General features: G+C 57.4%; 21 protein-coding genes and 1 riboswitch. Of the genes, 19 read left to right on the top strand and 2 right to left on the bottom strand.

Annotated elements, in window-relative coordinates; all coding sequences use genetic code 11:
• Positions 1-32: 32 nt before the first annotated feature.
• On the top strand, positions 33-1034 hold the full coding sequence (locus HC757_RS03745) for a methyltransferase domain-containing protein (protein WP_169562969.1): 1002 nt from the start codon (positions 33-35) through the stop codon (positions 1032-1034).
• Positions 1035-1038: 4 nt separating this feature from the next.
• The gene (gene bioD / locus HC757_RS03740; RefSeq protein WP_169563326.1) at positions 1039-1737 is read left to right on the top strand and encodes a dethiobiotin synthase; all 699 of its coding nucleotides are present in this window, start codon (positions 1039-1041) and stop codon (positions 1735-1737) included.
• 378 nt (positions 1738-2115) lie between these two features.
• Here the strand turns inward: bioD and pepE are convergent, their stop codons facing one another.
• Positions 2116-2832 carry a dipeptidase PepE gene (pepE, locus tag HC757_RS03735; RefSeq protein ID WP_169562968.1) on the bottom strand — a complete coding sequence of 239 codons (717 nt, stop codon included), beginning with the start codon at positions 2830-2832 and terminating at the stop codon, positions 2116-2118.
• Positions 2833-3046: 214 nt separating this feature from the next.
• Here pepE and htpX point away from each other — a divergent pair, with 214 nt between their 5' ends.
• Positions 3047-3910 carry a protease HtpX gene (gene htpX / locus HC757_RS03730; protein WP_169562967.1) on the top strand — a complete coding sequence of 288 codons (864 nt, stop codon included), beginning with the start codon at positions 3047-3049 and terminating at the stop codon, positions 3908-3910.
• 147 nt (positions 3911-4057) lie between these two features.
• Here htpX and HC757_RS03725 read toward each other — a convergent pair whose 3' ends face one another.
• On the bottom strand, positions 4058-5824 hold the full coding sequence (locus HC757_RS03725) for a M61 family metallopeptidase (protein WP_169562966.1): 1767 nt from the start codon (positions 5822-5824) through the stop codon (positions 4058-4060).
• Positions 5825-5969: 145 nt separating this feature from the next.
• On the opposite strand from HC757_RS03725, the gene hinT reads away from it, so the two are divergent.
• From hinT to HC757_RS03645, 16 genes are all read left to right on the top strand, one after another.
• The gene (gene hinT / locus HC757_RS03720; RefSeq protein ID WP_169562965.1) at positions 5970-6326 is read left to right on the top strand and encodes a purine nucleoside phosphoramidase; all 357 of its coding nucleotides are present in this window, start codon (positions 5970-5972) and stop codon (positions 6324-6326) included.
• Positions 6323-7315 carry a PaaI family thioesterase gene (locus tag HC757_RS19175; protein ID WP_169562964.1) on the top strand — a complete coding sequence of 331 codons (993 nt, stop codon included), beginning with the start codon at positions 6323-6325 and terminating at the stop codon, positions 7313-7315. Before hinT ends, HC757_RS19175 begins: the two co-directional genes overlap by 4 nt.
• Positions 7316-7351: 36 nt before the next feature.
• A complete protein-coding gene (locus HC757_RS03710) occupies positions 7352-7756 on the top strand; it encodes a YcfL family putative periplasmic lipoprotein (RefSeq protein ID WP_169562963.1) in 405 nt (134 codons plus the stop codon).
• 131 nt (positions 7757-7887) lie between these two features.
• Positions 7888-7997: riboswitch (TPP riboswitch) on the top strand.
• Between the two features lie 54 nt (positions 7998-8051).
• Positions 8052-10223 (top strand): TonB-dependent receptor, encoded by a 2172-nt coding sequence (locus tag HC757_RS03705; protein ID WP_169562962.1) that lies wholly within the window; start codon positions 8052-8054, stop codon positions 10221-10223.
• 97 nt (positions 10224-10320) lie between these two features.
• Positions 10321-10581, top strand: a complete 261-nt coding sequence (locus tag HC757_RS03700; protein WP_169562961.1) for a hypothetical protein — start codon at positions 10321-10323, stop codon at positions 10579-10581.
• Between the two features lie 111 nt (positions 10582-10692).
• Positions 10693-11346: a nicotinamide riboside transporter PnuC gene (pnuC, locus tag HC757_RS03695; RefSeq protein WP_169562960.1), complete on the top strand. Its 654-nt coding sequence runs from the start codon at positions 10693-10695 to the stop codon at positions 11344-11346.
• 2 nt (positions 11347-11348) lie between these two features.
• Positions 11349-12317 (top strand): phosphotransferase, encoded by a 969-nt coding sequence (locus HC757_RS03690; protein ID WP_169562959.1) that lies wholly within the window; start codon positions 11349-11351, stop codon positions 12315-12317.
• Positions 12318-12389: 72 nt separating this feature from the next.
• Positions 12390-13235, top strand: coding sequence for a DUF6279 family lipoprotein (locus tag HC757_RS03685; RefSeq protein ID WP_169562958.1), 846 nt, complete (start codon positions 12390-12392; stop codon positions 13233-13235).
• A 97-nt stretch (positions 13236-13332) separates the two neighbouring features.
• Positions 13333-13929, top strand: a complete 597-nt coding sequence (locus HC757_RS03680) for an HvfX family Cu-binding RiPP maturation protein (protein ID WP_169562957.1) — start codon at positions 13333-13335, stop codon at positions 13927-13929.
• 134 nt (positions 13930-14063) lie between these two features.
• Complete coding sequence (locus HC757_RS03675) at positions 14064-14612, top strand: NAD(P)H nitroreductase (RefSeq protein ID WP_169562956.1); 549 nt, start codon at positions 14064-14066, stop codon at positions 14610-14612.
• A gap of 114 nt (positions 14613-14726) precedes the next feature.
• Positions 14727-15239 (top strand): GNAT family N-acetyltransferase, encoded by a 513-nt coding sequence (locus HC757_RS03670; RefSeq protein WP_169562955.1) that lies wholly within the window; start codon positions 14727-14729, stop codon positions 15237-15239.
• 179 nt (positions 15240-15418) lie between these two features.
• Entirely contained in the window at positions 15419-16042 is a 624-nt protein-coding gene (locus HC757_RS03665) for a 2OG-Fe(II) oxygenase (protein ID WP_169563325.1), read from the top strand.
• Between the two features lie 212 nt (positions 16043-16254).
• Entirely contained in the window at positions 16255-16854 is a 600-nt protein-coding gene (locus HC757_RS03660) for a GNAT family N-acetyltransferase (protein WP_169562954.1), read from the top strand.
• 36 nt (positions 16855-16890) lie between these two features.
• A complete protein-coding gene (locus HC757_RS03655) occupies positions 16891-17346 on the top strand; it encodes a GNAT family N-acetyltransferase (protein ID WP_169562953.1) in 456 nt (151 codons plus the stop codon).
• 43 nt (positions 17347-17389) lie between these two features.
• Positions 17390-17809, top strand: coding sequence for a hypothetical protein (locus HC757_RS03650; RefSeq protein ID WP_169562952.1), 420 nt, complete (start codon positions 17390-17392; stop codon positions 17807-17809).
• Positions 17810-18177: 368 nt separating this feature from the next.
• The gene (locus HC757_RS03645; RefSeq protein ID WP_169562951.1) at positions 18178-18570 is read left to right on the top strand and encodes a hypothetical protein; all 393 of its coding nucleotides are present in this window, start codon (positions 18178-18180) and stop codon (positions 18568-18570) included.
• Positions 18571-18576 lie beyond the last annotated feature (6 nt).

The following is an 18576-nucleotide window of genomic DNA, read 5'->3' as shown; positions in this document are numbered from 1 at the left end:
CCAACATTTTGCAGCAAGATATGAATCAAGGTATGAAGCGAGAGACTTATTCACGAGACACGGGTTCACAGGACACTTGTTCACAAGACACTTGCCCACAAAATACTTGTCCACAAAACAGGGGGGCAACGGATGGCGGCCTGGTGCAGGTCGGCGCGCGTTTTTCTGCCGCCGCCAGGCGCTACAAGCAACACGATGTGTTGCAGCGTCTCAGCGCCCGTTCGCTGTTGAGCCATTTCAGCCCCAAGGGCAGATTGCTCGACATAGGCGCCGGACCCGGCACGGATTTTCCGGGCAGTGCCCAAGTCTTTGCCCTGGATATCGCCCAGGGCATGCTCGAAACCTTGGCGCTATCTTATCCGGATTACATTGCGGTAGCGGGCGACGCCCAGCGACTGCCCTTCCAGGATGCCAGCTTCGATTGCCTCTATTCCAACCTGGCGTTGCAATGGTGTGCGGATTTTCCCCAAGCGGTAGCGGAAGCGGCGCGGGTGCTGCGCCCCGATGGTGAGTTTCATCTGAGCCTGGTGGCGCAAGACAGCCTGTTCGAACTCAGTCAACTCGGTTTGGCGGTCAATGGCTTCCGATCACTGCCGGCGCTGCGCGGCGCCTTCGAGCGTGCGCCCGGCTCTGGCCCATGCACTGACTCAGGCACTGGTTGTGGCTCTGGCAATGGCACTGGTTCAGACTCAGGTCCAGGCTCAGAGAGGGCACGGTGGCAAGTGCTCTCGGCCGAGTTGGTCCCCATGACAGTCTACTTCCCGGATCTGAGGAGCCTCTTGTATTCCATCAAGGGGGTAGGGGCCTCTATTCATGTGACACCAACGCCGCAGGGCACAGCCGAGAACATTAACTCCCAGGCCAGACTCCCGGCCAGCCCAGCGGGCAGTACAGCGACCGGCACAGCAAAAGGGCTGCGCGGCCGCCGGGACTGGCTCAGGCTGGTGGCTGCGGCAGAAGCGCTGCGCACCCCCCAAGGCTTGCCCTTGACCTATCACATAGCGCAGATCCGCGCCCGGCGCTTGGAGCCTTAATATGATGTACTTCGTCGCAGGCACAGACACCGACAGCGGCAAGACCCTGGTGAGCTCGGCACTCCTGTTGGCGGCGAAAGGGCTAATGTCCGAGACGGACCGGCCCATGTCGACCCTGGGGATCAAACCCATAGCCTCTGGTTGCATGTTAACACCGGCCGGGCTGAGAAACAGCGATGCCTTGCAGCTGCTGGCGGCCTCGTCAGTCAAGCTGACGTACGGGCAGATCAATCCCATAGCCTTCGAACCCGCCATAGCGCCGCATATAGCGGCGGCCAAGGTGGGGGGGGCCCTGAGCCCAGAGGGGGTGTTGGCGCAGCTGGATTTAGCCGCCTTCGCCGAGGCCGATTTCTGCCTGATAGAAGGCGCCGGTGGCTGGCGCTTGCCACTGGGGCAGGGACGTTACCTGTCGGAGCTGGTGCAGAGCCTGTCTATCCCTGTGATCTTGGTGGTCGGCATGAAGCTCGGTTGTCTCAACCATGCCTTGCTGACCCAGGAAGCGATACTGGCCGACGGCCTGGAGATCGCCGGCTGGGTCGCCAACTGTGTCGACCCTGAGATGAGCATGTTCGAGGAAAATCTCGACAGCCTGAAGGAGATCATGAGTGCGCCCATGCTTGGCTGCATCCCCTTCCTGGAGGAAGCCAACCCGGCCAGGGCCGCCGAATTCCTCAGCCTGGAGGCGCTGGCAAATCACAATTAGCCGTGACCAGAGAAAGGGGATTTGGGTGCGTATTGAGCTGATAGTTTCCCGTGCAAACGCGCAATGTTAGACAGGGACTAAAAAATCAATCGTGTGAACATCCAGTATTTCAATGCAATGACTTGAACAAGGAAATCTGATGTTCAAGAAATAAACAAATAAAGCTGACAGCCATCCATTTCCCAAATGGCACTGGTGCGCCACCGAGCCTAGAGAGACAAGGAGCTTGAACTCCAATGCCGATGCGATTGCCGGCAGGCATCTTCAACTAAACGTACAATGCGCTATGCGACAAGGATGGGCCGGGCTTGAACGTCACCATGAACTTCTGAGCCGGACACTTGGCGGCGATTAAGCCGCCCGCTGGCTTGGGCGTGGTTATTTCGCCTTCAGCATGTGCGACAGATCGCTGCCGACCGGAATGGGGATTTCCTGTTGCTGGCCGCAGAAGAGCACCCCTTGCTTGTCGCCTATGAGGGATAACTTATCGCCCTGGCGCCACAGCGCCGTGCCTTCCTGGATGCCGACCACAGGCGTGAGCGGATCCACCAGGGTGAATTCCAACAAGCGTTGGGCGCGGGTCTCGCCATTGTGTCCCGGCGGCTGGAAGTTGCTGTAATGTGGGTTCAGCTGGAAGGGCACCAGTCCCAGGGCGGTGAAGGACGGCGGCTCTATGATGGGCATGTCGTTGGTGGTGCGTATGCTCAGGCCGGCGATGTTCGAGCCTGCGCTCCAGCCTATGTAGGGCTTGCCGTTGGCGACCTGCTCACGGATCAGGTGCAGCAAATCGTAGCGATACAACTCATGCAACAGGTGGAAGGTGTTGCCGCCACCGACCATTATGCCGTCGGCGTCCAGCAGTGCCTGACGCGGATCCGCATGCTGATGTATGCCAGAGATGTCCAGGCGCAGTTCGCTCAGGCCGCTGACCACTTTGGCCAGATAAGCGTCGTAGCTCATGCTGACACCTGCGTAGGGGATGAATACCCATTTCTGGGCCTTGGCGGTCAGGGGCTTGATAAAGGGGATGGCGTGGGCCAGGTAGGGGGTGTCGCCCACCCGGGAGCTGCTGATGAGTAAGGTGTTGATTGTCATTCTTATGTCCTGTAAGGGAGGTATCTGCTTATGCTAACAAAGATCCCAGCCAATCGACACAGGCTTAACACATCATTGCCCGGGTAGCGTTGGGGTAACCGATTTATCCCAGATGAACAAATATTTATCTTCTGCCTCTTGAATTTATTTGGTTCTGACATATTATGTCTTGCAAGAACATGTATTGGCATCTCGTTGCCGTTAAGGAGCTCGAATGAAGCGTATATTATTGTTGGTAGGGACCAACCTGGCTGTGTTGCTGGTGGCCTCTATTGTGATGTCCCTGCTTGGGGTGAATACTTCCAGCATGACGGGCCTGTTGGTGTTTGCGGCTATTTTCGGTTTCGGTGGCGCCTTCATCAGCCTGGCAATTTCCAAGTGGATGGCCAAGAAGACCATGGGCTGTGAGGTCATCACCAGCCCGAGGGACAATACCGAGCGTTGGTTGCTGGACACTGTGGCGCGTCAGGCCAAGCAGTCCGGCATCAAGATGCCGGAAGTGGCTGTGTATCAATCGCCCGAGATGAATGCCTTCGCCACAGGCCCAAGCAAAGACAATGCCTTGGTGGCCGTGAGCACAGGCTTGCTCTACGGCATGAGCCAGGATGAAATTGAAGGTGTGTTGGCCCATGAGGTCAGCCACGTCGCCAACGGCGATATGGTGACCCTGACCCTGATCCAGGGCGTGGTCAATACCTTCGTGATCTTCGCCGCCCGGGTTGTTGCCGGCATAATCAACAACTTCGTCGCCAGCAACGATGAAGAAGGCGAAGGCCTGGGCATGTTCGCTTACATGGCTGTGGTGTTCGTGCTGGACATGCTGCTGGGGATCCTGGCGTCCATCATAGTGGCCTATTTCTCCAGGGTGCGTGAGTTCAAGGCCGATGCAGGTGCGGCGCGCCTGGCAGGCAAGAACAAGATGATAGCGGCGCTGGAGCGCCTGCGTCAGGGGCCCGAGAGCGGCGCCATGCCGGCGCAGATGGCGGCATTCGGCATCAACGGCAAACGTTCCATGGCCGAGATGCTGATGAGCCATCCGCCACTGGAGAAGCGCATCGCGGCGCTGAAGGCAAGCTAATAAGGTTAACCAGGTTTGAAGTGTGTTTGGGAGGCGAAAGCCTCCCTTTTTTATGTGTGCAGGAACGGGTTTACGGCATGGCCGTCATGCCATGGAACTGTGCCATGGCGCGGCGGCCATGCCGGGCCTTCCGATATGGCGCGCTGGTTAGCGTGTTAACCAGCGGGCGGCGAGTTCCGCCTGGGTGATGCTCAGTGACACTGTATCCAACGGCGCGGCCAGCAGCGGCAGTTCGCCTGTCATCAGCTCGTCGCGTCTGAACCAGTGCAGCGTCAGGGTCTCGCCTTCATGATAGTTCTGCAGCAATTGCTCGAACTGGGCGGTCACCTGCAAGTTGTCGGCGGCGAGCAACAAGTCGCCGGCACTGAGTCCCGCCCGGTGGGCGGCGCCGCCCTGGCTCACGCTGGTGAGTCTCAGCCCCATTGTCTCGGCCTTGAACTTGGCACCCAGGCTCAGCTTGAGCCCCGTTGGGGCGGCGCCGCCAAGATCCTGTTGGCCGCTGCTGGCCCTGAGGTTGAGGGCCACCCCGAATTGCGCCAGCAAGGGGGCCAGGGGGATGTCGTCGGTGCGGCTGAGGAAGCTGAAGATGTCGTCACAGTTGCGACCGAGCAGACGCTCGACTATGCGCTGGTGGCTGTCGTTGTCCGTGCCGCGGCCCGTCAGGCCGAACTCCTGCCACAGGGCCCGCATCAGGTGGTCCAGGTTGTATTGCCCCTGGGTCTCGAGACGCAGGGTCAAGTCCAGGTACAGGGCAAACAGGGCGCCCTTGGTGTAATAGCTGATGATGGCGTTGTCGGCATTCTCATCTTGCTTGTAGAACTTGGTCCAGGCGTTGAAGCTCGAGTCCTTGAGGCTCTGGATGAAGCGGCCGCGGCTGCGCTGCACCCGGGTCATGGTCTGGCTGAGCATCTCCAGGTAGCTCGCCTCATCGACCAGCCCGGCCCTGAAGGTGAGGAAGTCATCGTAATAGGAGGTGATGCCTTCGTAGGCCCAGAGCTGCTCGGTATAGCTCTCGCTGTCCAGTTTGTAGGGCACGAATGCCGCGGGTTTGATGCGCTTGACGTTCCAACTGTGGAAATATTCATGGCTGCATAGCGACAGGTAAGTGCGATAGTCCTTGTTGACTTCTGCCGTCATGGACAGCGGCAGATCTTTGCGCGAACACATGAGCGCGGTGGAGGCCCTATGCTCCAGGCCGCCGAAGCCATTGTCCAGCACTGTGGTCATGAAGAGGTAGCGCTCGAAGGGGGCTGGGGTGCCGAACAGGGCTACCTGATAGTCGCAGATGGCCTTGAGATCCTGGCATAGGCGTTCCATGCAGCATAGGTGGCGGCCGTTGAGCACCACGTCGTGGCGCACGCCGCCGGCCTCGAAACTGCCGAGGCTGAAATCACCCATTTCCACCGGATGATCTATCAGCTCATCATAGCTGGCGGCAGTGAAGCTACCGAAAGCGAAGTCGTCGCCCGAGGCGCGCGTCATGGCGGTGGCCAGGCGCCAGGAGGTGAAGCGCTCGCCGTCGGGGGCGCAGATCTCCAGCTTATGCTCACTGGCCTCGAAGCCCTTGGCCGCCAGGAACACACTGCTGCCGTTGAAGAAACCATGACGGCTGTCCAGGTGGGCGGTGCGTACCGACAGGTCCCAGGCATATACCCTGTAGCTCAGGTGCAGCTCGTGGCCATTGCCCAGCACTGCCCAGGTCTGTTTATCCAGCTGTTCCAGCGTCAGGCTGTTATCTTTCTCATCCTTTGCCTGCAGATCTATGATGTTTTTGGCAAAGTCCCGCACCATATAGCTGCCGGGCAACCAGGCCGGCAGCGACAGCTGTTGTACCGGGTTGGGTTTGAGCAGGGTCATTTCGACCTGAAAGAGATGGGCGTTGGGGTCCAGCGGAATTATCCGGTAGTTAATCATCTGTTGTCCTGAGCGGCTATTGTTAGAATACGGCTTGAGCCAGTGGCCCACATGCTGCCAAAAAACGGCGTTGGCTGCAATTGGCGCGTCACAAAGTGTTGAATTACGAGTATACTAGCCAAGTTGCCCCAAGGAGGAATGACCCATGGCAGAAGAAACCATTTTCAGTAAAATTATTCGTCGTGAGATCCCGGCCGATATCCTGTATCAGGATGAATTGGTCACCGCATTTCGTGACATCTTCCCCAAAGCGCCGCTCCACATATTGATAGTCCCCAACCATTTGATCGCCACCGCCAACGATGTCAAGGCATCGGATGAACTGGCGCTGGGGCGCATGGTCACAGTGGCGGCCAAGTTGGCCGCCGAGGCAGGCATAGCCGAGGATGGCTATCGGCTGATAATGAACTGCAACAGTCACGGTGGCCAGGAGGTGTATCACATTCACATGCACCTGCTCGGTGGCGCACCGCTTGGCCCCATGCTGAGCCAGCGTCTATGAAGGTCAACCCGGACTTTTTTCCCCTGACCCAGCTGGCGGGGCGTTTCGTCAACCAGCTGGCCCAGTGCCGGCGTCTGGGGCTGACGGTGCATGAGGCCAGCGAGCATCATGTGTTGATCGAGTTGCCCTACAGCCAAGAATTGATAGGTTACCCAGATACCGGGGTGATCCACGGTGGTGTGATTACCACCCTGATGGACACCGCCTGTGGCAGCGCCGTGGTGTGTGCCATCTTCGACAAGTTTGCCTCGCTGGAGATCTCGCCGACCCTGGACTTGCGGGTCGACTATATGAAACCGGCCGAGCCCAACAAGCCTGTCTATGCGTTCGCCGAATGCTATAAGCTGGCCTCCAGCATCGCCTTCACCCGGGCGATCGCCTACCAGGACAGCATAGACGATCCCATAGCCCATGCCGTGGGGTCCTTCATGCGCATCAGCCCTGAGATGGTCGGCGACGAGTTTCGCAAGGCCCTGATGGGCAAGGATGGCGACAAGGGCCAGGCCAACGAGGCCAGCGTGACCCAGCCCCATACTTCCCTGGATGTGAAAGGCCCGCTGGACGTCAAGGGCATAGTCAAACGCGCCACTGAGCTGAACGACTTCGGTCACCTGCTGGAGCATGTGCCCTATGCCAAGTTTGTCGGCATGGCGGTGGAGCGTTTCGGTGATGAGCTGGTGTTTAAATTGCCGGCCAAGGACGACAACATAGGCAATCCCGTGTTGCCGGCGATCCACGGCGGGGTGATAGCCGGGTTCATGGAGATGTCGGCGATAGTCCAGCTGATGGTGTTCATGCAGACCTCCAAGGTGCCTAAGGTGGTGGATTTCTCCATCGACTACCTGAGGGCCGGCTATCATAAGGATACCTTCGCCGAATGCCGCATCACCCGTCAGGGACGCAGGGTCGCCAACGTCAACATCAACTGTTGGCAGACCAACCGCAAACAGTTGATCGCTACCGCCAGGGCTCACTTCCTGGTCGACTAGTGTATCGAGCAAGTTAAGCAAACAGGGAGAGTAGAGATGAAAGCGACACATCTGTTATTGGCGGCCATGGTGACATCCGCCTTGGTTGGCTTAAGCGCCTGTGCCCCCCATACCGCCGGGGTCGCAGTGAATTCCGCTGGCGACGTCAGGGTAGACAATGCCGGCCTGGCCCGCCAGGTGGCGGTCGAGCATGCCGGCAGCAGGCTGCAGGCCGGGCTGTTGCAAGGCTCGGCGGTCGTTGCCAGCAAGGTCGGCACAGATCTGCATTTGCAGTACAAGTTCACCTGGTTCGATGCCGGCGGTTATAGCCTGGAAGGGGAGGCCGGCAGCTGGAAGCCGCTCAAGCTGCATGGCAAACAGCAGCTGCAGGTCAATGCGCTGGCACCCAATGCCAATGCGGTCGCCTTCGAAGTCTATGTCAGGGAAGCCATCTCCAACTGAGGCAGGCCCCGTCATTGGCGGCCAACTGAAGATAAAAACGCCGCTTTGCCGGCGTTTTGTTTTTTGCCGCAATGAGTTCCACATCAAAGTGATACAAACCTGTCATCTTGTTGCCTAACTCGGGTATACTTGCCGGCGCCAAGGGGTGTTCTGTGCCAAGCACCGAACTGAGATGTCGAACGATGAACCCTTAGAACCTGATCCGGCTAATACCGGCGTAGGAATGGGCCTGTCAATTGCGCACTTCTGAATCGCTTACACTTTGCCGGATCTCAAACTGAATATTTGAGGTCCTATGTTTACCCTGAAACCCGAGTCCGTGCTGTCACTGGCTATCTTAGCCGCCTTGTCTCCGGCCGCACTGGCACAAACCGCCACGCTCACCGAAACCCTTCCCGAAGAAAAAATGGAAGTCATGGTCGTGACCGCCGACTTTCGTGCCACCTCCATCGAAGACGTACCTGCGAGTCTCAGCGTGCTGGATCGCCAGCGCTTGCTGGACGATGGCGGACAAAACTTCCAGGATGTGCTCAATGCCATTCCCAACATGAACTGGTCCGGCGGCAGCTCCAGGGCCAGGTATTTCCAAATTCGCGGTGTCGGCGATCAGGAAGAATACCAGGGCGCGCCCAACTCTTCGGTCGGCTTCTTCATCGATGACATAGACTTGTCCGGCCTGGGCATGGCATCCAATCTGTTTGACATAGAGCAGGTGGAAGTACTGCGTGGCCCACAGAGCACCCTGTTCGGGGGCAATGCATTGGCCGGGGCGATTTACCTCAAGAGTGCCGAGCCAACCGCCGTGACGGAAGCCGGCGCCGAGTTGACCCTGGGTACAGACGCTCTCTGGAGCGCCGGGGCGTATGCCAGCGGCGCCTTGAATGCCGACGAGACCTTGCTTGGGCGGGTGTCTGTTTCTTCCCATAAGGAAGATGGTTTCATGGACAACGCCTACCTGGGACGCGACGATACCAATGCCCGTGACGAGCTGTCGGCCAAGGCCAAACTGCGTTGGTACGCCACGGATGCACTGCAGCTGGATTTCACCCTGTTGCAGGGCAATTTTGACAATGGCTATGATGCCTGGTCCTTGGACAGCAACGGCGATACGACCTACTCGGACAGACCCGGTGTCGATACCCAGGACACCACGGCCGCTGGCCTGAAAGTGACTTGGCAGGCCAATGACAATTGGTCACTCGAGTCACGCACCAGCTTTGCCGACACCAAGCAGCGTCAGGCCTACGACGGCGACTGGGCCAACCCTGAATACTGGGATAAGCTGAGCTGTTATGGTGCGCCCTGTGTCTATGATTATTGGTGGGACAAGACCGCCGACAGGCAGAATTTCACCCAGGAGCTGAGATTGCTGTCCAGCCAGGCAGGGCGGATTTTCGCCGGCACCACAGATTGGTTGTTCGGCGGCTATTACAATCGCTTGTCCGAAGGCAATGCGTTACAGATAGAGCAGCGTTACAGTCCGGATCCCCTGGATGTGAGCAACCTCAACAGCGATTACAACGCCACTAAGCTGGCCGGCTTTGCCCAACTGGATACCTACCTGGGCCAGTGGCACTATTCCGCCGGTGTGCGTTTCGAGCATTGGCAGAGCGATTATCAGGATGATTCGAAGCAAGCCGACAACCGTTTCTCGCCCTCGGAAAACCTGTGGGGCGGCCATGTGTCTGTGAGCTATCAATTCGAATCGGATCAGATGCTTTACGCCAAGGTGTCCCGTGGTTATAAGTCGGGCGGCTTCAACATGGATCTGCCGGTGGCATTGAGCCAGTACCGCAACTTCGACTCAGAGACCTTGTACAACTATGAACTGGGCCACAGCGGCTCTTGGTTCGATGGCGCACTCGCCAGCCGGGTATCCGTGTTCTACATGGACAGACAAGATCAACAGGTCGATGCCTCGGTGCAAATTCCCAACAGCGGCGATTTCCGGTTGTACACGGCCAATGCCAGCAGCTCGACCAACTATGGTCTGGAAGCCGAAGCCACCTGGTATCTGAGCAGCAATCTGGAGCTCTATGGCTCCCTTGGCTTGCTCAAGGCCAAATATGATCAATACAGCTATGACGATGGTTATGGCGGTCTGGTCGATCTGTCCGGGCGTGAGCTCGCCCATGCCCCCAACTATAATTACCAGTTGGGCGGCACCTGGCATAGCGACACCGGCTGGTTCGCCAACCTGAACCTGACGGGGATGGACGCCTTCTACTATTCTGACAGCAATGACTCTGTCTCGAACGACTATAGGTTAGTCAATGCCCGCCTCGGATACCAAACGCCCAGCTGGTCCGTGTATCTCTGGGGCCGCAACCTGACAGATGAAGCCTACGGGGTGCGCGGTTTCTTCTTCGGCAACGAACCCAACCTGGGCTGGGCATCGCAACAACAATATATACGTTACGGTGATCCCAGGCAGTTGGGGATCAGCTTCAGATACGATTATCTGTAGGGCTGGCGGTCATCACAGTTGACGACAAGGCCAATGACTCTAGGCTTGTGCCGGTTCCGGCACAAGCCAAAGTAAAGCACGCAATCCGGAGATAGAGATGAAACTCACGGCAGAAATCAGCATGTACCCGCTGCAAGACAATTACCTGGACCCCATAAGGTGGTTCATCGCCCGGGTCGATGCCTACCCCAACATAGAGAGGGTCACCAACGCCATGGCGACCCAGGTGTGCGGCGATTACCCGGACGTCATGGCCATGCTTGCCAAAGAGATGGCGGCGGCGCACCAGAAGTGGGGCAAGGCGGTATTCGTGTGTAAGTTTATCGGCGGTGAACTCGACTTGGCGCATAGCGAGTAGGTCGCTGTTGTGCTCAAGGCCAGGGACAAGCTAAGAAACAAGCAAGCGACCAAGTAAGAAACAAGCAAGCGACTAAGTAAGAGACAAATAAGCGAGAAATAGAGAGACAGCATGACAGAATTCTGGTTAAGCCTGGTCGACACCCTGAGCTCGGCTTCGGCCGAGGTACAGCTGATGACCGCCTGGGAAGCGCTCGCCGTGGTATTGGCCCTGGCCTACCTGTTGCTGGCGATGAAGGCCAATGTCTGGTGCTGGGGAGCGGCCTTTGCCAGCACGGCCATCTACACAGTGCTTTTCTGGCAGGTGGCCCTGCTGATGGAGTCAGTGCTCAACATCTATTACATGCTGATGGCGGTCTACGGCTACTGGCTCTGGAGCCAGGGCGGTGAGCAGCATGCCGGGGTCGAGGTCAGCAGTTGGCCGCTGAAGACGCACCTGAGCCTGATTGCGGGAACCGCGCTGCTCTCCCTGGGTGTGGGCCACATGATGGCGACCTACACCCAGGCGGCCTTTCCCTATCTCGATGCGGCGACCAGCTGTTTCGCCGTGATGACCACCTATTTGGTGGCGAAAAAGGTACTGGAGAACTGGCTCTACTGGGTGGTGATAGATCTCGTCTCCATTTACCTCTACCTCAACAAGGGCCTGATGCTGACCTCCTTGTTGTTCGTTTTCTATGTCGGCCTGGCAGTCGGGGGCTATTTCCTGTGGCGCGGTGCACTGCGGCAACGTCAGAGCCAGTCTCTGGCCGTACAGGGCCACTGAGCTTGCCCGTCTCCGGCTTACCGGTGGAGGTGCTCGCCGCCTTGCCACGCCGCTATCTGAGCCAGGTTAGCGAGGTTAAGGTACTGAGCCAGGGCCTGAGCAACAGCAATTACCTGCTGCAGACCCGGGCATTGAGCAACAAGGCACTGCAGACCCAGGCCTGGGTGCTCAGGGTCAACAGTCGGGCATCCAGTTTCCTGTGTAACAGGGCAGAGGAAGTCGCCAACTGGCGACTGGCCGAGTCAGGAGGCCTGGCACCGGCGCTCCTGTGGGTCAGCGACGACCATCAGTATTACCTGAGTGAATATATTGCGCAGGCCTCCCCCCCCTGGGAGGCCTTGGCGGCCGCCGTGCCTGCGGGCGGAGACGGTCGCAGTGAGCCGCTGCGGCCCGATGCCGCCGGGCAACTGCTCGGTTTGTTGCAGCGGCTGCAAGCGTTGCCGCTGCCGGCCAACGACATGAGTGTCGCGGGCCAGTGGCAAGCATACCGGCATAAGCTGCAACGCCTGGCGGTCGCTGCCCCGACTGCGGATTGGCAGGCCCGTCACCGCCGGCTGCTGGCGCTGACGCCGCACCTTGATGCTTGGCTGGCGCGACTCGACGCTTGCCTGTTGCGCCACCAGTATTGTCATAGGGATCTCAATCCCCATAATCTGCTGTTGCGCAACAATCAGTTGGTCTGCATCGACTTTGAATATGCCTGTGCCTCCCATCCGCTGTTCGAATTGGCTGGGGTGCTGGCCAGTCATGGACTATCGGTTGCACAGCGCGATTGGCTGACGGCCCATTACTTGACCGGGCACCCTCATCTCACGCCCGCTGCCGGGGCTGCCCTGGCGAGCGCCATAGACATATATTGGGTGTTTGCCGCCTGCTGGGCCCTGTTGTTGGCGGGACAGGAAGTCGATGCCAAGCAACGGCAGGCGTACCTGGCCTGGTTCGACAGCTTTTGCTATCTTGTTACAAAATAGTGTTTTTTTGTGCTCCACAGCTGGGCTAAGCTAGCCGACGTCTTATTGCATACCTGGATGGATCCCTGGTCGATGAAAAAACTTTTCCCCTTGCTGCTCGGTGTCCTGCTGCTCGTCGGCTGTTCGACTAAATTCAGCTACCACTTTCTCGACTGGGCCATAGAGTGGGAGGTGGAAGACTATGTCACCCTGAATGACGAGCAGGAGAAGGTGTTCGAGGCCTTGGTCGATAAGTTTGTCGTCTGGCATCAAAAAGAAGAGTTGGCCCGTTATGCGGTGCAACTTGAGTCCCTGACCGCCGCCATCAATGACCACACCCTGACACCTCAGATGTGGGCCCGGCATATTGCCCAGGCCAAGGCGCACTGGTTCAGGTTGTTCGAATATGCCCTGCCGGATCTCTTGCCCTTGGTGGCTTCCTTCAGCAACGCGCAGGTCGGGGAAATCATCGGCGTCCTCAGGAAAGACGAGCGGGAGCTGGTTGAGGAATATGCCGGCAAGACCCAGGTTCAGCTGGTGGCAGATTCGGACGCGCGCCTGACAGAGCAGTTCGACGATTGGCTCGGCAGTGTCAGCGAGGCGCAGCAAGCGCTTATTCATCAATACAATAGCCAAAGATTGGCTACACTGGATATGTGGCTGGAGTACCGCCATGAATGGCTCAGGCAATTCGAGCAGGCATTGGCACAGCGCCAGGACAGGGCGCTGTTATCCGAGCGCCTGACGTTGTTGATGACCCGGCCGGATGAACTCAAGTCCGAGGTATATAAGGTCAAGTTGCAGCAAAATACCGAAAACTTCGGGGCCATGCTGCTGGCCGTCAGTCAGACCCTCTCGGCGAAGCAGGCGAAACATTTCAATAAGAAATTGAATAAGCTGATTAAAGATCTAACCGAACTGAACCAGGAAGCCTTCTGAGTGCCCGGGACATCTATGCCGGGATGAAAGATATATCCCTGTTTGAGGGTCTTATCCGGCAACTCAAACGGCAACTCACACAAATGAAGAGGTCAGCATGCAACTAGCCCCCCTATATCAGACGTTTCTCAACATGATCCGCTGCATCGACGGCCTGGCCCCCTTGGCACTGAGGCTCTATCTGGCACCCGTGCTGATGCAGGCCGGCTACCAAAAACTGACGCATTTCGAAGACACTGCGGCCTGGTTCGGTAATCCAGACTGGGGATTGGGCCTGCCCATGCCGGAAGTCATGGCGGGCCTGGCGGCCGGAACCGAGTTTTTCGGTTCCATCCTGCTCTTGCTCGGCTTGGCGACCCGGCTCATCAGCATCCCGTTGATGATCACCATGCTGGTGGCGGCCTTTACCGTGCATTGGCCCAATGGCTGGTTGGCCATAGCAGATCCCGGTTCCTGGCTCGCCAATGACAGGGTGATGGGCTCGGTGGAGCGCTTGTCCAGAGCCAGGGAAATATTGGAGCAACAGGGTAACTACGAGTGGTTGACCGGCTCGGGCAACTTCGTGGTGCTCAACAACGGCATAGAGTTTGCCGCCACTTATTTCATCATGCTGTTGGCGCTGCTGGTGCTGGGCGGTGGACGTTATACCAGCCTGGACCATGTCATCGCCAGGCGTCATGGGATTGCCGGCTAGCGCTTAGATGCCTGGGTCGACTTGGCCTTGGCGTTATTTAGCCATGATCCCACCCTTGGCGGTGGGATTTTTATGTTTATTGGCCGGCAATTTGTTATTCTCGAGCGCAATGAGATTTCTGTAAGGACAATAAGTTGAACGCACAAGAACTGCTGCTTACCCGCCAATCCACCCCCAGGCTAACGGCACCGGCGCCGGATGAGCGCCAGCTTAAAATCATTCTCGATGCGGCGGCCAGGGTGCCGGATCACGGCGGTCTGACGCCCTGGGAATTTATCATCGCCAGGGACGAAGGGCTGGAACGGCTGGCGGCCATTTATGTCGAGGCGGCACAGGCCCAGGGCGCGGATGAGGACTTGTTGCGCAAGGCCAGGGGCATGCCGTTTCGCGCGCCCATGGTGATCACTGTGGTGGCCAAGACTCAGGTCCACCCCAAGGTGCCGGTTATCGAGCAGGAGATTGCTGCCGGTTGTGCCACCATGGCGATGCAACAGGCGGCGTTTGCCCTCGGACTGGGTGGCGTCTGGCGTACCGGGGACTTCGCCTTCGATCCCCTGGTGAAACAGCGACTCGGCCTGACCCCGGCAGATCAGATTGTGGGCTTCCTCTATCTGGGCACGCCTGCGGTCAAGGCGCCCATCAAAGCGACCAAGGATGGCAGCGTATTCGCCCGCTACCTTTAACCGGCCGCCTTGGGTAGGGTTGCCTGGTGCTTGGTCATTTATATGAATTGATATGGACGATAGGAGCTGCGACCAGATAGGCTGGCCGGGCAGCATCCAGGCATGAGGTAAAAGATGACTCTTTTTGATACAGACAGATTGGTGTTTAAGCGGCTCGAGTGCAGCGATGCCGACTTCATCTTGGCGCTGCTCAACAGCCAGGGATTTTTGGACAATATCGGCGATCGCGGGGTGCGCACCCTGGCGCAGGCGAGCGACTATATCGCCCAGGGACCCATGGCCAGCTATGCCGAGTTCGGTTTCGGTCTGTACCGGGTGGAGCTGAAAACTAGTGGTGAGGTGATCGGCATCTGCGGCCTGATAAAGCGTCCGGCGTTGCCCCATGTCGACATAGGCTATGCCTTCCTGCCCCAGTATTGGGGCAAGGGCTATGCCATGGAAGCGGCAAGGGCAACCCTGAGCCATGCTAAGGCCCTGGGAATCGACAAACTGCTGGCGATTGTCAGCCCCCATAACCAGGCTTCGAAGACCATTCTGCTCAAGCTGGGTTTGAGTTTCGAGCATTATTTGCAGCTGACGCCGGAAGATGACGAAGTGGAACTCTATACATTAGGTTTAAACACCTGATAAACAAAGATTTAATTTAGTTGTCTTTGGCGGGACTTTACCCTAAAATTCCGTCAGTTTTTTTACCGGGATAGATGACCTTTATCCTTTAATGACGCCCCTCGAAAATCAGGCTCGGAATCTTCCCCACGGGCCCTTGAGTACAGCAAAAGCGTAGTCTCTTTTTGGATGTAGCAATGATGGTTTCGCAATTGAGTGAAGCTGTGCTGGATGTGATTGCAGATGCGCTGGCCGATAAGGGCTATGTCTCTCTGGCCGATGCCATTCCCACATGTGTGACCCAGGCCCTGCTGGAAAAGATGCAGACAGCGGCACTGAATGAATTCAGGCCGGCCGCCATAGGACGCGGGATTGAGCAGCAGCTCAACCCCGAGATACGTTCGGATGTGATCAGTTGGCTCGATGCCTCGCAGCAGCCGGACAGTGCCTATCTGGCGCTCATGGCTCAGCTCAAGGATGGCCTCAATCGGCGTTTGTTTATGGGCCTGTTCGATTATGAAAGCCATTATGCCGTCTATCGCCCAGGAGCCTTCTACCGCAAACATCTGGATGCGCTCAAGGGCAGCCAAAACCGTATTTTGAGTACCGTATGTTTCCTCAATCCCCATTGGCAAGCCGAACATAAGGGCGAGTTGGTGCTGTTCGACGAGGCGGGTACAGAGTTGCAGAGGATAGCGCCCAAGATGGGGACGCTGGTGATCTTCCTCAGCGAGCAATTTCCCCACGAAGTCAGGGAAACCCTGGCGGTGCGTAACAGCATTGCCGGCTGGTTTAGGGTCAGTAACAGCGTGCATGGATTCTGAACCATCCAGGCCATGGCCCTGTGAGTCATAGAGAGCCACGGCTAGCCACCGAGAGCCACGGCCTCAGGCTGGCAAGGGCAAGGGTCCTCTTTTTCCTCTTTGTTACATTTGACCGACCTCCTATCGCAATCCCATGAAAATAATGTTATTTTTTAATCAAAGTTTAATGTTAATCTGATACAAACAGACATCATTGTTTGAGGAGAGATAGCTTGACTGAGATTAATCTGCACGCCTGTTTGTCGGGTGAAAGGGTCGTGCTAGAGCCGTTGACGCTGGAGCATACCGCGGCTCTGAGTCTGGCCGCCCGAGACGGCGCCTTGTGGGAGCTCTGGTATACCAGCGTGCCGCATCCGGATGAGATGGCGGCCTATATACAGGAGGCCATGAAATCCGAATCCTTGGGCGAGTCGCTGGCCTTCGCCGTGCGTGACAAGCTTTCGGGCTTGGTGGTCGGTTCGACCCGTATCTGTTCCTGGGATCAAGCCAATCGTCGTCTGGAGATAGGTTATACCTGGTACGCCAAGAGTGCCCAGCGCAGCGGCATCAATACAGAAACCAAACTCCTGTTGCTCGGTTATGCATTTGAAACCTTAGGCGTCATCGCAGTGGAGTTTCGTACCCACTGGTTCAATCAGGCCTCAAGAAACGCCATAGCCCGCCTCGGCGCCAAGCAGGATGGGGTGCTGAGAAACCATAAGATACTCAAAGATGGCAGCCTCAGGGACACTGTGGTCTTCTCCATTCTGGACTCGGAGTGGCCGGCGGTGAAAGCCAATCTGCAGTTCAGATTGCTGCAACACAAGGAGTAATGTCTCTTACTCCATGACAGAGGGAAGCTTAGATTCATGGCATGGCATATAGCACAGGCAACACCCGGGGATAGCGAAGAGATCGCTGGCCTGTTCAACGAGTACCGCATCTTCTACGGCAAGGCGGACGAGCCGGCGAGGGCGCGGCAGTTCATTGAGATGCGGCTGCAGGAGGCCTCTTCTGTCATTTTTATCGCGACCGATAATCAGGGCTCGGGTTTGGGCTTCGCCCAGCTTTACCCCAGCTTCTCCTCCCTCAAACTCGCACCTATCCTGATCCTCAACGATCTGTTCGTGGCTCAGCATGCCCGTTGTGTCGGCATCGGCAGGGCGCTGCTGCAGGCGGTGATCGCCTATGCCGGCCGTCATGGGGTCGCCGGCATCATGCTGGAAACCGAGCAGCATAATCTGAGGGCCCAGGGCCTGTATGAGGCCCTGGGGTTTGCGCGCAACGACAAATATTTTGTCTATGAGCTTGATATCGCCTCTTAACTGGCTTAAGTTTTCCGACAATTTGAATCCAGGACATCTCACTATGTTAATACCCAATAAGTTGTCATTTCTCGCCCAGGCGCTGTTGGGCATCAGTGCCTTATTGAGTCTGAGTGTACAGGCGGCCAACGAAGCGGAAATCGCCTTCAGCAACGAGTTGATCGAATGCGCCGCCTATTACCAGATCAGCTCAGAAGCCATAGCCGCCATGAATGCGCCGCAGATGCAGGCGGTAGGAGAGAGGTTGAAAACCTCGGCCGCCGATGCCGTTGCCCTGGCGAGCCAGTACCGGCCTGCGGCCGTGGTGACTCAGGCCGTGGCCGATGCCAAAGCGAAACAGATCCAAACCCTGGCAGGGTCCAGCAGCTTGGCCAGCCTCATGGGCCAATACAAAGACAGATGCAAGACAGTGCTTGGCAACCCGGAAAAACGCCTGGACTACTGGAGCATGGCGACCATGTGACTGGTTTTTAAGTGCCTGTGGCTTCCGGCGAAAGGGGCCGGCTATGGCGCCGCTCCGTGGAATGGCCTGTATTTGGGCTTGAGCCGGTACCTTGAACCCGTTGTTTGAATTTGAAATAGCTGTTTGAGATAGCTGCTTGAAGTAGTTATTTGAGACAGCTGCTTGATATTGAGGAGCCCTGGGCTCCTTTTTTTGACTCTGGGTGTAACAAGTGCGCCGTTAGCCCTGTCTCTTAGGGAGAGCCTGATGCAGGCCCGAGGGGAAGCTGTGTTGCCCGGTCGCGGGCGTTGCCAGCCGCTCTGTTGAGTCCAAAAATAAGCCACGTCTGTCTCCTGAGGATGGCCAGAGGCGCAGACCGAGGAAGTGAAATGATCAATGTCTATTTTATCTTGGCGGCCATCCTGGCGACGCTGCTGAGCTTGTTGCAGTTGACCGTGATGAAATCTCGTGTCCTGGCGCCGTTGGTGCAGTCTCAGCTCCATGATACTGCCAAGCAGATGCTGCATTGCATGTATCACTGGATTTCGGTTCTGTTCCTCCTGTCGGCACTGGTGCTGTGGGCCTGCGGCCTGGCACTGGTCTCCAGTATGCATTCCTTCGCCTTGGTGCTGTTTCTGGCACTCATCTACGGCATATTCGTCATCTGGCAGCTTTATCTGCTGCGCCTGAACCGTGCCGGGGACGCTTGGCTGGCCTGGTACCAAGGCATGAGCCTGCTGTTGATCTGCCTCTTGTGTCTCGCGGGTTTATTCATGAGGTAAATGCTT

The organism is Shewanella salipaludis, assembly GCF_012911865.1.
Classification (GTDB): Bacteria; Pseudomonadota; Gammaproteobacteria; order Enterobacterales; family Shewanellaceae; genus Shewanella; species Shewanella salipaludis.
The sequence above is the reverse complement of the archived record's forward strand: the minus strand, read 5'-3'. Positions and strand labels throughout refer to the sequence as shown.

Excerpts from the sequence above, each read along its gene's own strand:
- HC757_RS03745 (WP_169562969.1), top strand. The coding sequence starts at position 33 with ATGAAGCGAGAGACTTATTCACGAGACACGGGTTCACAGGACACTTGT.
- bioD (WP_169563326.1), top strand. The coding sequence starts at position 1,039 with ATGTACTTCGTCGCAGGCACAGACACCGACAGCGGCAAGACCCTGGTG.
- pepE (WP_169562968.1), bottom strand. The coding sequence starts at position 2,832 with ATGACAATCAACACCTTACTCATCAGCAGCTCCCGGGTGGGCGACACC.
- htpX (WP_169562967.1), top strand. The coding sequence starts at position 3,047 with ATGAAGCGTATATTATTGTTGGTAGGGACCAACCTGGCTGTGTTGCTG.
- HC757_RS03725 (WP_169562966.1), bottom strand. The coding sequence starts at position 5,824 with ATGATTAACTACCGGATAATTCCGCTGGACCCCAACGCCCATCTCTTT.
- hinT (WP_169562965.1), top strand. The coding sequence starts at position 5,970 with ATGGCAGAAGAAACCATTTTCAGTAAAATTATTCGTCGTGAGATCCCG.
- HC757_RS19175 (WP_169562964.1), top strand. The coding sequence starts at position 6,323 with ATGAAGGTCAACCCGGACTTTTTTCCCCTGACCCAGCTGGCGGGGCGT.
- HC757_RS03710 (WP_169562963.1), top strand. The coding sequence starts at position 7,352 with ATGAAAGCGACACATCTGTTATTGGCGGCCATGGTGACATCCGCCTTG.
- HC757_RS03705 (WP_169562962.1), top strand. The coding sequence starts at position 8,052 with ATGTTTACCCTGAAACCCGAGTCCGTGCTGTCACTGGCTATCTTAGCC.
- HC757_RS03700 (WP_169562961.1), top strand. The coding sequence starts at position 10,321 with ATGAAACTCACGGCAGAAATCAGCATGTACCCGCTGCAAGACAATTAC.
- pnuC (WP_169562960.1), top strand. The coding sequence starts at position 10,693 with ATGACAGAATTCTGGTTAAGCCTGGTCGACACCCTGAGCTCGGCTTCG.
- HC757_RS03685 (WP_169562958.1), top strand. The coding sequence starts at position 12,390 with ATGAAAAAACTTTTCCCCTTGCTGCTCGGTGTCCTGCTGCTCGTCGGC.
- HC757_RS03680 (WP_169562957.1), top strand. The coding sequence starts at position 13,333 with ATGCAACTAGCCCCCCTATATCAGACGTTTCTCAACATGATCCGCTGC.
- HC757_RS03670 (WP_169562955.1), top strand. The coding sequence starts at position 14,727 with ATGACTCTTTTTGATACAGACAGATTGGTGTTTAAGCGGCTCGAGTGC.
- HC757_RS03665 (WP_169563325.1), top strand. The coding sequence starts at position 15,419 with ATGGTTTCGCAATTGAGTGAAGCTGTGCTGGATGTGATTGCAGATGCG.
- HC757_RS03655 (WP_169562953.1), top strand. The coding sequence starts at position 16,891 with ATGGCATGGCATATAGCACAGGCAACACCCGGGGATAGCGAAGAGATC.
- HC757_RS03650 (WP_169562952.1), top strand. The coding sequence starts at position 17,390 with ATGTTAATACCCAATAAGTTGTCATTTCTCGCCCAGGCGCTGTTGGGC.
- HC757_RS03645 (WP_169562951.1), top strand. The coding sequence starts at position 18,178 with ATGATCAATGTCTATTTTATCTTGGCGGCCATCCTGGCGACGCTGCTG.